This window comes from Mycolicibacterium agri (assembly GCF_002553505.1).
Taxonomy (GTDB): Bacteria; Actinomycetota; Actinomycetes; order Mycobacteriales; family Mycobacteriaceae; genus Mycobacterium; species Mycobacterium agri.
Map to the genome: position 1 here is coordinate 115507 of NZ_PDCP01000004.1, position 12742 is coordinate 128248.

At 65.6% G+C, this 12742-nt stretch carries 16 protein-coding genes and 1 pseudogene; 10 read left to right on the forward strand and 7 right to left on the reverse strand.

Annotation, left to right across the window (positions count from 1 at the left end):
- The first annotated feature begins 6 nt into the window (after positions 1–6).
- Genes CQY20_RS03875 through trmD form a run of 3 tightly spaced genes read left to right on the forward strand, consistent with a single transcriptional unit; the run spans position 7 to position 1529 of the window.
- The gene (locus tag CQY20_RS03875; protein ID WP_003881089.1) at positions 7–249 is read left to right on the forward strand and encodes an RNA-binding protein; all 243 of its coding nucleotides are present in this window, start codon (positions 7–9) and stop codon (positions 247–249) included.
- A 5-nt stretch (positions 250–254) separates the two neighbouring features.
- Positions 255–776 (forward strand): ribosome maturation factor RimM, encoded by a 522-nt coding sequence (gene rimM / locus CQY20_RS03880; protein ID WP_097938336.1) that lies wholly within the window; start codon positions 255–257, stop codon positions 774–776.
- 12 nt (positions 777–788) lie between these two features.
- Complete coding sequence (trmD, locus tag CQY20_RS03885) at positions 789–1529, forward strand: tRNA (guanosine(37)-N1)-methyltransferase TrmD (protein ID WP_097938337.1); 741 nt, start codon at positions 789–791, stop codon at positions 1527–1529.
- Between the two features lie 2 nt (positions 1530–1531).
- Here trmD and CQY20_RS03890 read toward each other — a convergent pair whose 3' ends face one another.
- Positions 1532–2461 (reverse strand): serine hydrolase, encoded by a 930-nt coding sequence (locus tag CQY20_RS03890; protein WP_097938338.1) that lies wholly within the window; start codon positions 2459–2461, stop codon positions 1532–1534.
- Positions 2462–2544: 83 nt separating this feature from the next.
- Entirely contained in the window at positions 2545–3477 is a 933-nt protein-coding gene (locus tag CQY20_RS03895; protein ID WP_097938339.1) for a serine hydrolase, read from the reverse strand.
- Positions 3478–3790: 313 nt separating this feature from the next.
- Here CQY20_RS03895 and rplS point away from each other — a divergent pair, with 313 nt between their 5' ends.
- From rplS to CQY20_RS03920, 5 genes are all read left to right on the forward strand, one after another.
- Positions 3791–4132 carry a 50S ribosomal protein L19 gene (gene rplS / locus CQY20_RS03900; RefSeq protein ID WP_097938340.1) on the forward strand — a complete coding sequence of 114 codons (342 nt, stop codon included), beginning with the start codon at positions 3791–3793 and terminating at the stop codon, positions 4130–4132.
- An 85-nt stretch (positions 4133–4217) separates the two neighbouring features.
- The gene (gene lepB, locus CQY20_RS03905) at positions 4218–5081 is read left to right on the forward strand and encodes a signal peptidase I (RefSeq protein WP_097938341.1); all 864 of its coding nucleotides are present in this window, start codon (positions 4218–4220) and stop codon (positions 5079–5081) included.
- Between the two features lie 12 nt (positions 5082–5093).
- Positions 5094–5816 (forward strand): ribonuclease HII, encoded by a 723-nt coding sequence (locus tag CQY20_RS03910; RefSeq protein ID WP_097938397.1) that lies wholly within the window; start codon positions 5094–5096, stop codon positions 5814–5816.
- Positions 5817–5857: 41 nt separating this feature from the next.
- The gene (locus CQY20_RS03915) at positions 5858–6163 is read left to right on the forward strand and encodes a DUF2469 domain-containing protein (RefSeq protein ID WP_018600763.1); all 306 of its coding nucleotides are present in this window, start codon (positions 5858–5860) and stop codon (positions 6161–6163) included.
- 88 nt (positions 6164–6251) lie between these two features.
- The gene (locus CQY20_RS03920) at positions 6252–7397 is read left to right on the forward strand and encodes a methyltransferase (RefSeq protein WP_097938342.1); all 1146 of its coding nucleotides are present in this window, start codon (positions 6252–6254) and stop codon (positions 7395–7397) included.
- Between the two features lie 3 nt (positions 7398–7400).
- Here the strand turns inward: CQY20_RS03920 and CQY20_RS03925 are convergent, their stop codons facing one another.
- From CQY20_RS03925 to CQY20_RS03935, 3 genes are read right to left on the reverse strand one after another with little or no spacing between them, the layout of a single operon-like run.
- Positions 7401–8003, reverse strand: a complete 603-nt coding sequence (locus tag CQY20_RS03925) for a TetR/AcrR family transcriptional regulator (RefSeq protein WP_097938398.1) — start codon at positions 8001–8003, stop codon at positions 7401–7403.
- 31 nt (positions 8004–8034) lie between these two features.
- Complete coding sequence (locus CQY20_RS03930; protein ID WP_097938343.1) at positions 8035–8541, reverse strand: DUF3237 domain-containing protein; 507 nt, start codon at positions 8539–8541, stop codon at positions 8035–8037.
- Positions 8538–8930, reverse strand: a complete 393-nt coding sequence (locus CQY20_RS03935; protein ID WP_097938344.1) for a nuclear transport factor 2 family protein — start codon at positions 8928–8930, stop codon at positions 8538–8540. The genes CQY20_RS03930 and CQY20_RS03935 overlap by 4 nt, the downstream gene beginning before the upstream one ends.
- 208 nt (positions 8931–9138) lie before the next feature.
- On the opposite strand from CQY20_RS03935, the pseudogene CQY20_RS03940 reads away from it, so the two are divergent.
- Positions 9139–9878, forward strand: a pseudogene (locus CQY20_RS03940) (HAD-IIA family hydrolase).
- On the opposite strand, the gene CQY20_RS03945 reads toward CQY20_RS03940, so the two are convergent.
- Both CQY20_RS03945 and panD read right to left on the reverse strand, forming a co-directional pair.
- Positions 9854–11155: a lysine N(6)-hydroxylase/L-ornithine N(5)-oxygenase family protein gene (locus CQY20_RS03945; protein WP_097938345.1), complete on the reverse strand. Its 1302-nt coding sequence runs from the start codon at positions 11153–11155 to the stop codon at positions 9854–9856. The pseudogene CQY20_RS03940 and the gene CQY20_RS03945 sit on opposite strands and share 25 nt — an antisense overlap.
- On the reverse strand, positions 11155–11562 hold the full coding sequence (gene panD / locus CQY20_RS03950) for an aspartate 1-decarboxylase (RefSeq protein WP_097938346.1): 408 nt from the start codon (positions 11560–11562) through the stop codon (positions 11155–11157). Before panD ends, CQY20_RS03945 begins: the two co-directional genes overlap by 1 nt.
- Before the next feature lie 342 nt (positions 11563–11904).
- On the opposite strand from panD, the gene CQY20_RS03955 reads away from it, so the two are divergent.
- A complete protein-coding gene (locus tag CQY20_RS03955; RefSeq protein ID WP_234816087.1) occupies positions 11905–12735 on the forward strand; it encodes an ABC transporter substrate-binding protein in 831 nt (276 codons plus the stop codon).
- Positions 12736–12742 lie beyond the last annotated feature (7 nt).

Consider the following 12742-nt stretch of genomic DNA (forward strand, 5'->3'; position numbering starts at 1 on the left):
AGCGCGATGAGTTCTGTCGTCGTCGACGCCGTCGAGCACCTGGTCCGCGGCATCGTGGACAACCCCGACGATGTCCGGGTCGACATGGTGACCTCGCGCCGCGGCCGCACCGTCGAAGTGCACGTGCATCCCGACGATCTCGGCAAGGTGATCGGCCGTGGCGGCCGAACCGCGACGGCGCTGCGCACGTTGGTGGCCGGCATCGGCGGCCGCGGGATTCGCGTCGACGTGGTGGACACCGACCAGTAGTAGTCATGGACCTCGTGGTCGGGCGGGTCGTCAAGGCGCACGGCGTGACCGGCGAGGTCGTCGTCGAGGTCCGCACCGACGACCCGGAAGCGCGGTTCGCGCCAGGCACCCGACTGCGGGCACAACCGCCCGGCGACGCGCCCGAACGCGAATACCGCATCGACTCGGTGCGTGAGCACAGCGGACGGCTGCTCGTGCGGATCGACGGCGTCGCCGACCGTGACGCGGCAGATGCGTTGCGCGGAACGCTGTTTGTCATCGACTCCGACGATCTGCCGCCCATCGACGACCCTGACGAGTTCTACGACCATCAACTCGAGGGGCTGCGGGTCGTCACGACGGAAGGCCGGCTGGTCGGCTATGTCAACGAAGTCCTGCACACCCCGGCGGGCGAACTGCTCTCGGTCACTTCGGAAACCGGCGCTGAAGTCCTGGTGCCGTTCGTCAGCGCCATCGTGACATCGGTATCGCTTTCGGATCGCACGATCGAGATCGATCCGCCCGAAGGCCTGCTGGACATCCAATGAGGCCGGGTCGCTGTGCGCATTGATGTGGTGACGATCTTCCCGCAGTATCTCGATCCGCTGCGACAGTCGTTGCCGGGCAAAGCGATCGAAGCCGGCATTGTCGAACTCAACGTGCACGATCTGCGCCGCTGGACCCATGACGTGCACCGCTCCGTCGACGACGCACCCTACGGCGGCGGCCCCGGAATGGTGATGAAGGCGCCGGTGTGGGGCGAGGCGCTCGACGAAATCTGTTCTGAAGAAACGCTTCTCGTCGTTCCCACTCCAGCAGGGCGTTTGTTCACCCAAGAGACGGCGCAGCGGTATGCCTGCGAATCGCACCTTGTGTTCGCCTGCGGCCGCTACGAGGGCATCGATCAACGGGTGATGGACGACGCCGCACGCCGCATGCGCGTGGAAGAAGTCTCCATCGGCGACTACGTGCTGCCCGGCGGCGAATCGGCGGCGCTGGTGATGATCGAGGCCGTGGTGCGTCTGCTACCCGATGTGCTCGGCAATCCCGCGTCGCTGCAAGATGATTCGCACTCGGGACAGAACGCGGGCCTGCTCGAAGGGCCTAGCTACACCCGCCCGCCGAGCTGGCGCGGCCTCGACGTGCCCGCGGTACTGCTGTCGGGGGACCACGCAAAAATTGCGGCGTGGCGACGCGAACAGGCGCTGGCGCGCACCCGTGAACGCCGACCCGACCTGCTCGACAAAGACCTCGACAAGGGCCTCGACAATGACGTCGACGACGACCTCGACGACGACTAGTGCTAGATCTTGCCGCCCGGGAACATCGTCTTGACCACCCGGGTCATCGTCTCTCGGGCAGCGGCCGCGCTCGTGGGTTCCAGTGAGCTGAGCGCCATCACGTAGCGCCGGTCGGCGCCGATCACGCCGGTGGACACGTGCAACTGGTTGGCGCCGTTCCAGCAGCAGAACCAGCCCTGCTTGACCGCCACGGGTTCGGCGTAGAGCCCCTCGGGGATGCCGAAGCGCTGCGGATAGCCATCCGTCCCGGTCGGCGTGGACTGCGCCAGGTTGCTGATGATCACGTTGGCCTGCTCGGGCGGCAGGCCGCCGCTGCCGTTGAGCAGCATGTCGTAGTAGCGAACGAGATCGCTTGAGGTGCTTGTGGTGACGTCCCAGTGCCCGTTGTAGGGCGCCGTCGTTCCTGTCAACCCGTAGCGTGCCACTACGCGGGAGATGATGGCGTTGCCGCCGCTGCGGTCCCAGAAGTTCTGGGCCGCGCTGTCGTCGGAGGACCGCAGCATGATGTCGAGCGACTTGCGGTCGTCGGCCGACAGCGTCGTCTCGCCCTTGGACTCCTGGAGCAACAGGTCGTCGGCGATGAACAGCTTCACCACCGACGCGATCGGGAACGGCTTGGTGACGCCGTTTGACACGGTCTTGCCGGTGTTGCGGTCCAGCACGACGACCTCGATGTTGGCGCCCGACTCCGCCGCGTCGGCGGTGGCCTGCTGCACACGGGCCTCCAGCCCGTCGAACGCGGCAGTGGACTGATCAGGTGGTGGCGCCTCGGGTGGGGGAGCCGCGGGCGGCGGGGCCACCACCGACACCTGCGGCGGCTCCTTGTGTGCAGGCGGCGTGCCGTAAACCCGTGCCTCACAACCAGATACGACCAAGGCCGCGACGACGCTGGCCGTGGTCACCGCCATCAGGCGCGAGGGCCGACGACGCATAACTCTCCTCCAAGCACCGGTTATCAGCCGGCGATGCGAGAGCCCGTCCGCCGGCGCTTTTTTTCAGCCTAATACGCGCCCGTCTAGATGCGCCCGTCCGGAAACATCGTCTTGACGGCGTCGGTGATCGTCGCGCGCGCCGTCGCGGCGCTCGCCGGCTGGGTCGCCCCGATCGCCATGACATAGCGGCGGTCAGACCCGATGATGCCGGTGGACAGATGCATCCAGTCCGAACCGATGCAGCACATCCAGCCCTGCTTGACCGCGACCGGTTCGGCGTAGAGCCCCTCGGGGATGCCGAAGCGCTGCGGGTAGACACCGCCCGGCATCATCCCGTCGATGCCGTTGGGGGTGGACTTGGCGAGGTTGTCGACGATCATCTCGGCCTTCTCCCGCGGCAGGCCGCCCGCGCCGGAGAGCATCATCTCGTAGTAGCGCACCAGGTCGGCGGCGGTGCTGATGGTGTTGAACCAGCGGCCGTTGCCCGGCGGTCGGGTGCCGCGCAGACCGTAGCGGGCCGCGACCCTGGTGACGATCGCGCTGCCGCCTCCGCGGTTCCAGAACACCTCGGCGGGGCTGTCGTCGGAGGCGCGCAGCATCGCCTCGAACATCTTGCGGTCCTCAGGTGACAGCGGGCCGCCGCGCAGCAGCAGATCGTCGGCGATGAAGAGCTTGACCACTGACGCGATAGCGATGCCCCTGTCGTTGCCGTTGGAGACCCGCTGCCCGGTCGATCGGTCCAGCACGACCACGGTGAGGTCGGCGCCCTTGCTGGCGGCTTCTGCCGTGGCCTGCTGGGTGCGGCGCTCCAGGCCGTTGAACGACGAGGTGGGCTCGTCGGGTGAGGCCTCGGGCAGCGGTGCCAACGGGCCCTGCGGTGCGACGACCGTGCGCATCGGCACCTCGCGGCCCGCTGGCGGCGTCGAGACGCTGCGGCTGTCCGCGCAGCCACCCGCCGCGGCCACAACGAGCCCAGCTGCGATGGTCGCGACCAGCCGTAACGGCCGCCCACGCATAGGTCTCCTCCAAGAAATCCGAAGCCGGGTGGGGCCGTGCCCGCCGAAGCCAGCCGGTAGCGTCGAGCGTAGCCGCTGCGCAGAAGTCGTGCGATTTCTCTGCACGCGGCCTCATCTGGCACAATTGACCAGTTGTCTGTGCGCGGCGCGGGGGCGGTCGGCCCGTCCGGCGCGGGATGCAACAGATACGCCCGAACCATCGGCGCGCCCACGTGTGCCTGCGAAACCCACCGCGGGGGCACCGACGGCCGCGAGGACGCGACCAAGCTCGCGAACCGCTACGGATCAGCTACGGATAAGGAAAGAGTCACCGATGAACACGCTGGACTTCGTCGATCAGTCGTCATTGCGCGACGACATTCCGGACTTCAGCGCCGGCGACACCGTCAATGTGCACGTCAAGGTCATCGAGGGCGCCAAGGAACGCATCCAGGTCTTCAAGGGTGTCGTGATTCGCCGCCAGGGCGGTGGCATCCGCGAGACCTTCACGGTCCGGAAGGAAAGCTACGGCGTCGGCGTCGAGCGGACGTTCCCGGTGCACTCGCCGAACATCGACCACATCGACGTCGTCACCCGCGGCGATGTGCGTCGCGCCAAGCTCTACTATCTGCGCGAGCTGCGCGGCAAGAAGGCGAAGATCAAGGAAAAGCGCTGATTTCGCCCGCGTCCCGACGCCATCGGGTCGACGGCGGCGGCGCGGTCTGGGGCGTGTCACCGTTGGTCGCCGATACGCTGATGCCGTGAGCGGACCCACGGACCCCCCAGACTCCTCGGTCGAGCCGAAGCTCGAAGAACCCGGCGAAGACGCCAGCGACAAGCCCTCTCAAGCCGGCGACGGGCAAACCGACGAGGCCGCTGACAAACCCAAGCGTAAGCACGCAGCGCTGCGCGAAGCCGTCATCCTGGTCGTCATCGCGGTCGGGCTGTACTACTTGATGCTGACGTTCATCGCCCGGCCGTATCTCATCCCGTCGGAATCGATGGAGCCCACGCTGCACGGCTGCGCAGGCTGCGTGGGGGACCGCATCATGGTCGACAAGTTGACCTACCGGTTCAGCGAGCCGAGCCCGGGCGACGTGATCGTGTTCAAGGGGCCGCCGAACTGGAACGCCGGCTATAAGTCCATTCGCTCCGACAACACCGCGATCCGGTATCTGCAGAATGCGCTCTCGTTCATCGGTTTCGTCCCGCCCGACGAGAACGACCTCGTCAAACGCGTGATCGCGGTCGGCGGCCAGACTGTCGAATGTCGGCAGAGCACCGGCCTGACCGTCGACGGGAAGCCGCTGGACGAGCCGTATCTGGACCTGCAGACGATGAACGTCCCGGATCCGAGCAGGTACCGGTGTTTCGGCTTCGAGTTCGGGCCGGTCAAGGTCCCAGAGGGCCGGGTGTGGGTGATGGGCGACAACCGCACACACTCGGCGGATTCACGCGTGCACTGCGAGGACAACCCGGTCGATTTCCAGAACGGAATCAAGTGCACCGGAGACCCGAATGCGGGCACTGTCCCGCTGGACAATGTCATCGGAAAGGCGCGGTTCATCGCCTGGCCGCCATCGCGCTGGGGTGGGGTCAGCTCGGTGGATCCGCAAACTCAATAGGAGGACGTGAGTTTGCCGACGACCTGGCCACCACGAACGGTGATCCGGAAGTCATCAGGCCTGCGCACTCTTGAGTCGGCGCTGTACCGCAACGGACTCGGGCCCGTCGCCGGCGTGGACGAGGTGGGTCGCGGCGCCTGTGCCGGCCCGCTCGTGGTCGCGGCGTGTGTGCTGCCGCCGAACCGGTTGACCAGCCTGTCGGCGCTGGACGACTCCAAAAAGCTCAACGAGAAGGAGCGGGAGCGGCTGTTCCCGCTGATCAGGCGGTACGCGTTGGCCTACCACGTGGTGTTCATCCCGTCGACGGAGGTGGATCGGCGCGGCGTGCACGTCGCCAACATCGAGGGGATGCGACGGGCGGTCGCCGGCCTGTCGGTGCGGCCCGGCTACGTGCTCAGCGACGGTTTCCGGGTGCCGGGGCTGCCGATGCCGTCTCTGCCGGTGGTCGGCGGCGACGCCGCCGCGGCCTGCATCGCCGCCGCGAGCGTGCTGGCCAAGGTCAGCCGGGACCGCCTGATGGTGAAAATGGAGGCCGAACACCCTGGTTATGGGTTCGCCGAACACAAGGGCTACAGCACCCCCGCGCACGGTGAGGCGTTGGCCCGGCTCGGCCCCTGCGCCCAGCATCGGTACTCGTTCATCAACGTCCGCAGGGTGGCGACGCCGACGGGGACCAAGGTGATCACCGAATTGGCGGGCGACTGCGAACCGCCGCAGCGCGGGGAAGTCGAGTAAGGGAAGATGGAACGTAACCAACACGAAGGACTGCTGAAGCGATGAGTGCCGAAGATCTCGAGAAATACGAAACCGAGATGGAGCTCTCGCTGTACCGCGAATACAAGGACATCGTCGGGCAGTTCAGCTACGTGGTGGAAACGGAGCGACGGTTCTATCTGGCAAACAGCGTCGAGCTGGTGCCGCGCAACGCCGACGGCGAGGTGTACTTCGAGTTGCGCCTGGCCGACGCCTGGGTGTGGGACATGTACCGGCCGGCCCGCTTCGTCAAGCAAGTACGGGTCATCACCTTCAAAGACGTCAACATCGAAGAGGTCGAGAAGCCCGAGTTGCGGCTGCCGGAGTAGCGGTCCGCACGCCGGCGCCGGTCAGCGCTCGCTGAAACGGTAGGTCTTCTCGGCGCGACCGCGCTGTGAGCGAGCTAACCCGAACCGTATGCCCGCCGTGGTCGTCGTTAAAAATGTGCAGGTAATCAACGAGACGACCCAGTCCACAGTCGACGTCCGGCGTGAGCGCCTGATGATGCGCGCTTTTCAGAGCCCGCTGGTCGGTCCGCTCTTGCGAAGGCTCGCCAACCCCCAACACATCGTCGAGGAGGGCATGGCGTTCTGGTCGTCGCGCCTGATGTTGACCGCCGTCGAACGGGGTGTGTTCACCCTGCTTGCGCAGGGTCCGCTGACCGCGGAAGAGATCCTCGACGAGCTCGGCTGGCACCCCCGGGCCGGCATCACGGCGCTGGACGCGTTGGCCGCGGCCGGACTGCTGCGACGCGACAAGTCCGGGCGCTATTCGAACAGCGGTCGCGCTTCGCTGTTTCTGTGCCGGGACAAGCCGAGCTACATCGGTGGGCTGATGGAACTGTCCAGCACCCGGCTCTACGACCTGTGGTCGGGCCTGGATGACCTGTTGCGCACGGGAACACCTGCGGCCGAGGAGGAACAGGGCGAGAACGAGTTCTTCGATGCGCTCTACCGCGATCCGGCCGCGCTGAGGACCTTCCTGTCGGGGATGACGGGCATTTCGACGGGGGAGGTGACGCTGCTGGCTGCGCGTTTTCCGTGGAAGAGGTTCGGCAGCTTCACGGATTTGGGCTGTGCGCAGGGCGCGCTGTCGGTGCGCGTTGCGCTCACCCATCCCCATCTGCACGGCACGGGCTTCGATCTGCCGGTGGTCGAACCGATCTTCACCGACTACGTCAAGTCGTTCGGCCTCGACGACCGGCTGCAGTTCGTCGGCGGCAGCTTCTTCACCGATCCGCTGCCCAGCGCCGAGGTGTTCTCGTTCGGACATGTCTTCCACGGCCAGAGCCGCGAAGGCCGCCGCGAGCTGATCGCCAAAGCGCGTGACGCGCTGCCTCGCGGCGGTGCGCTCATCGTCTACGACGCGATGACCCCGCCACGTAAATCAGGGCTGCAATTCCAGAGCCTGCTCTCCAGCCTCAACATCATGCTCGAGACCCGCGACGGCTACGAAACCACGACGACAGACTGCGCGGACATGTTGCGTGCCAGCGGATTCGGCTCGGTCAAGGTGCGCCACCTGATCGGCCCCACCTCGATGGTGTACGGCTTCAAAGCCTGACGATCAGGGGATCCGCAGGCCGCCCAGCACACGCCGGAGCTCGGCGAGCGCCTTGCGCAGAGCGGCCTTCTGGTTGTCGGCGCGTGCGACGGCCATCGCCGTCTCGCACAATGCCCCGTAGAGGAAGACGGCGAGCGGACCCGGTGGCCGTGGTGCGATCGTGCCTTCCTCGGCGGCGCGGGCGATGGCGACTTCCATCAGCTCCATCATCGGGGCTTCCAGCCGGCGCACACCGTCCCACCCCACCGCGGCCAGCGCGTCGAGGAGCATGATCCGCTGCACCCCCGGTTCCAGACACGCTTCGAGGAAGGCCCGGCAGCAGGCTTCGAAGGCGTCCCAGGGGTCGCGTTTGGTCGCGTAGACGGCGGGCATCGCGGCACAAAGGCGCTCGACCTCGCGGGAGAAGACGGCTTCGAAGAGCTGTTGCTTACCGTGAAAATGGTGATAGACAGCGCCTTTCGTGACGTTGGCCTTCGCCGCCACGGCGTCCAGCGACGTCGCCGCGTATCCGTCTGAGGCGAAAAGCTCCCGCGCGGCGTCGACGAGCGCGGCCCGTGTCGCCTCGGTGCGCTCCGCTTGAGTCCGTCTCGCCTGCTTGGTCGGCACGAACTCACGATAACCGCTCGTGCGCAACGCGTTACAACAGGTGATAAATCCGGTAGTCGACGCGGTTCTGCGACAGCACCCCGTAACCCAGGGCCACGATCCCGTTGAGCCAGAGGTATCGCTCGTCGCCGGTTTCGAACTTCGGCGTCGTACGCACGTACGTCTCGTCGAACGGCAGCACTTCCGCTGCGGCGAGGCGGTCGAGCCCGTCGGCGGGAATGGTGATGACGCCGCGGCTCTCGAAGTGGATCAGGGCGTCGTCGTGGGTGCGCAGTGTGGCGCGGATATCGACCCGGCCGACCCCGTCGCTGCCGACGAGCAACCAGTCACCTCCGCCGGGCAGCATCTCGCCCCTCAGGCGGGGGCCGTCGACCACCGCGCCGTCGACGATGAATGTCAACCGGGTGCCCAGTGTCGTGGAAAACAGCTGTGCCGGTTGCAGTTCGACATGCATGTCGAAGAAGTGCTCGGCGGGCAGCCGGTCGTGATGCGGCAGCTGGTCGAGTGCCGCGGTGCGCTGTGCGGCGACGGCGGTCATCGGGCGGCCCCCTCGAGCGCGGCCTGCAGTTGGACCGAGTCGACGAAGGTGTCCTTGCGCGCGACGAGCCCCTCCGGCGAGACGACGACGACGTCGAGGCAATCGAACCGGATGTCACCCGATGTCATGGCCCAGTCCAGCACCCAGTGGTCGTCGCCGTACAGCACGCGATACGTCTCGTAGCCGAAGTCCGGGAAGCTCTCGAAGAGCTGCCCGAAGGTGGCGCGCACGGCGTCTCGCCCGACGACCGGATCACCCCCGAGGTGCGCCCAGAACTGCGTGTCGTCGGTGTGCATCGCGACGATGGAGTCGAGATCGTGCGCGGTCCACGCGGCGAAATACGCCTCGGAGATCGCTTTCAGATCGACTGCGGCGGCGGTGGGGGACATGGTTACCTCCTGTCTCGACAGTTACATACTCTCGGTAGGGAATAACCTACCATGAGTATGTAACTCTGCAAGACCGTCGAGAATATCGCCATACGGCGGTATCAACGGTGCGGGACGGGGTATCAACGTTGTCGTGACAGCGAGAACCGAGCAACCGAATGAGAGACTGAACCCCGTGCGTTCAAAGCCTCACTCATGGCTCACCGATATGGACGGCGTTCTGGTGCGCGAGGAACACGCGCTGCCAGGGGCTGCCGAGTTCCTGCAGCGCCTCGTCGACAAGCAACGGCCGTTCCTTGTCCTGACGAACAATTCCATCTACACCCCGCGCGACCTGTCGGCGCGGTTGGCGCGCTCGGGTCTGTCGGTACCGGAGTCGGCGATCTGGACATCCGCGCTGGCCACCGCCGCGTTTCTGAGCGACCAGAAGCCCGGCGGGTCGGCCTATGTGATCGGCGAGGCCGGACTGACAACCCCGCTGCACGAGGCGGGCTACACGCTGACCGACGTCGATCCAGATTTCGTCGTACTCGGCGAAACCCGCACCTATTCGTTCACGGCGATCACCAAGGCGATAAGGCTCATACTGGGCGGCGCACGGTTCATCGCGACCAATCCGGATGTGACGGGACCGTCGGCGGAAGGGCCATTGCCTGCGACGGGTTCGGTGGCGGCGATGATCACGAAGGCGACCGGACGCGAACCCTATTTCGTCGGCAAGCCCAATCCGATGATGTTTCGCAGCGCGATGAACCGCATTCAGGCCCATTCGGAAAGACCTGCATGGTGGGCGACCGGATGGACACCGACGTCGTCGCGGGCATCGAGGCGGGTCTGGAAACCATCCTCGTGCTGACCGGTTCGACCACGCGCGAGGAGGTCGAACGCTACCCGTTTCGGCCCAGTCGGGTGCTGCCGAGCATTCAGGAAGCCATCGAGCTGGTGTGAGTCGCCGGACATAAGCGGCTGTTCGCGATCGAGGACACGATCTCGGCGCTGCGCACCGCGAGGTTGGACAGCAGTGTCGAGGTCAGTCCGTGGGTGTGCTCGGTATTGCCCTGGACGTAGAGATGGCCGGCGGTCGGCGGTGAGGTGGCCAGTCGATAGTCGCGCGAGACCACCGGCTGACCCTCGTCTATGACGACTCGGTCGTAGAGATCACCCAGGATCGGCCGCAGCGGAGTCGGTATGAAGCCGGTCGCGTAGATCACTGCGTCGCAGTCGATCTGGTCGATCGACCCGGTCGGATGGTGCAGGATGTCGACCTGCACGCCGTCGTCGCTTTCCTCGGTGTGGTGAATGCTGGACGCACCGCGCAGGAACAGGCGCCGGTTGTCGGCCACACGTTCGGCGTACTCACGCGCATAGAGGTCTTCGATCAACGGTAGATCGACCGCCGAATAGTTGGTGCTCCGGTGATACTCCAACAACTTCCTGCGGGTCACGGCGTCGGCGGCGTAGAAGTCGTCGACGGCCTCGGGATCGAAGACGCGGTTGGCGTATGGGCTGTCGTCGGCGGGGCTGTAGCCGTACTTGGCGAAGACCCCGTGCACCTCGGTCGACGGCGACGAGTCATGCAGGTAGGCAGACACTTCCGCGGCGCTCTGCCCGGCGCCGACGACGACGAAACGATTGTGGTTGCGGCTCGGCAACCGTTCCAGGTCGTGCAGCAGGCCGTGATTGTGGAATTGGCGCCGCGAGGGGCGGACGTTTGGCGGCAGCTGGGGTGAGAGCCCGCCCGCGATGACCACGTTGCGGGCGCGCAGCGTGCCCGCGCGTGCACCGGTGACCTCGACGTCGAACGCGCCGTCGACCTCGCGCACCGATGTCACGCGCGACCCGTATCGCACTGGCACGTCGACCTTCTCGGCCGCCCACGACAAATAGTCGTGAAACTCCAGGCGGGTCGGGAAGAACGTCTTGTAGTTGATGAAGTCGGTGAGCCTCTCCCGTTCGGTGAGGTAATTGAGGAAGGTGAACTCGCTCTGCGGATTGCGTTGCGTGACGAGATCCTTCAGAAATGAAATCTGCATGGTGGCGCCGGGAATCAACATGCCGGTGTGCCAACCGAACTCGGGCTTGGCCTCCACGAACTCGGCGGTGACGCGGTCGGCGGCGGAAGCGTTTGCGTTGTGCTCCTGCACCGCGATGGCCAGCGCCAGGTTCGACGGGCCGAACCCGACGCCGACGAAATCGAGGACCGATGGGCTGCTGTCGTTGCGCATCAGACACCCGCAATCTGATCGACGGCACCGGGCACGGGCGCACTGGGGTCCGAACCTAACGCCACGATCCGGTTGGTCTTGTCCACATGGACCACCTTCGCGCGGTGCGACGCGCAGTCGGCGTCGTCGAGTTGCACAAACGACATGATGATCACCAAATCGCCAGGCGAAATCAGGTGTGCCGCAGCGCCATTGATGCCTATGACACCCGAGCCGGCTTGGCCGGTTATCGCGTACGTGGTCAAGCGCGCGCCCGTGGTGATGTCGACGACCTGTACCTGTTCGCCCTCGATGATGCCGGCCGACGCCATCAAGTCGGCGTCGATGGTGAGCGACCCGACATAGTGTAGATCTGCCTGGGTCACTGTGGCCCGGTGAATCTTGCCTCCGAGCAGCGTCCTGCGCATTTCTCGCCTCCCCGTGCCGCAACCCCGGGGTGCGGCCGTCGAACTGCCTTTTCAGCGATCTCTAAGTGTAGGCTAACCTATCTTGGATGGTTGGCAAGCGCTTGGGTGGGGCTTTGACTTATGCAAGCCTAAGCTAAAGTTTCGAGCCAGCCGTGGCAGGTGGCCACCTGAGCGAAGGGGGACTTTCGAATGAGATCGTTGCACCGTAGATGGCGTCGGGTCAGTGCGGCCCTGGGTGTGGTCGTACTTGTCGTCGGGTTGGCGACCGCATGCGCTTCGAGCAAAGGCGAAGGGCCACAAGCAGACACGGTTACCATCAGTCACAAGTTCGGCGAGACCCACGTGCCAGCCGATCCGAGCAGGGTGGTGACGGTTGGCTGGACGGACCAGGATTTCGTTCTTCCCTTCGGCGTGATCCCGGTGAGCACGCGCTCGTTCTTCGAGGAGTACAACGACTACCCCTGGGTCAAGGCCGCGACCGACGGGAAGGGTGTGGAAACGTGGGGCGGCGAGGAAGACATCGACTTCGAGGCGATCGCCGCGCAGAAGCCCGACCTGATTCTGGCGATCTATGAGTCGATCGACCAAGAGACATACGATCGCCTCTCGTCGATCGCGCCCACGGTCATTCAGTCGAGCGACTACGCCGATGAGGAAACGCCATGGGATGTCCAGCTTCTCACCACCGGCAAGGCGCTGGGCAAGGAAGACGAAGCCCGTGAACTGGTCGACAAAGTGCAGGGCCGTATCGACGAGGCGCGTAAGGCCCATCCCGAGTTCGAGGGCAAGACATTGGTCGTCGACTTCGGCCCCGAGGCAGGCGGGCACTATCTGCTGCCCGAAAAAGATCCGCGGCGTTCGCTGTTCACCGCGTTGGGATTCGCCACACAGGAAGTCGACGGCGACGTCAGCGAAGAGAAGCTGGAGCTGCTCGATCGAGATGTGTTGTTCGTCAACGGCGCAACCAAGGAGCAGATGCTCGACTCGCCGGCGTTCAGCAGGCTTGGCGTGGTTCGTGACGACCGCACCCTGTACACGACGTTCGAGTCGAATCTCAGTGGGGCGTTGACCTACAGCGGACCCGATGCGCTGCTGTATGCCCTCGATGTGTTGACCCCCCAGTTGAGTAATGCGCTCAACGGACGGCCCGTGGCCGATCTGGCGAACGCTTGACGGTATT

Coding starts and splice junctions, on each gene's coding strand:
- CQY20_RS03920 (WP_097938342.1), top strand. CDS start 6,252: ATGCCCGCCGTGGTCGTCGTTAAAAATGTGCAGGTAATCAACGAGACG.
- CQY20_RS03895 (WP_097938339.1), bottom strand. CDS start 3,477: ATGCGTGGGCGGCCGTTACGGCTGGTCGCGACCATCGCAGCTGGGCTC.
- CQY20_RS03930 (WP_097938343.1), bottom strand. CDS start 8,541: ATGACCGCCGTCGCCGCACAGCGCACCGCGGCACTCGACCAGCTGCCG.
- CQY20_RS03915 (WP_018600763.1), top strand. CDS start 5,858: ATGAGTGCCGAAGATCTCGAGAAATACGAAACCGAGATGGAGCTCTCG.
- panD (WP_097938346.1), bottom strand. CDS start 11,562: ATGCGCAGGACGCTGCTCGGAGGCAAGATTCACCGGGCCACAGTGACC.
- CQY20_RS03875 (WP_003881089.1), top strand. CDS start 7: ATGAGTTCTGTCGTCGTCGACGCCGTCGAGCACCTGGTCCGCGGCATC.
- rplS (WP_097938340.1), top strand. CDS start 3,791: ATGAACACGCTGGACTTCGTCGATCAGTCGTCATTGCGCGACGACATT.
- CQY20_RS03945 (WP_097938345.1), bottom strand. CDS start 11,155: ATGCGCAACGACAGCAGCCCATCGGTCCTCGATTTCGTCGGCGTCGGG.
- rimM (WP_097938336.1), top strand. CDS start 255: ATGGACCTCGTGGTCGGGCGGGTCGTCAAGGCGCACGGCGTGACCGGC.
- CQY20_RS03935 (WP_097938344.1), bottom strand. CDS start 8,930: ATGTCCCCCACCGCCGCCGCAGTCGATCTGAAAGCGATCTCCGAGGCG.
- CQY20_RS03890 (WP_097938338.1), bottom strand. CDS start 2,461: ATGCGTCGTCGGCCCTCGCGCCTGATGGCGGTGACCACGGCCAGCGTC.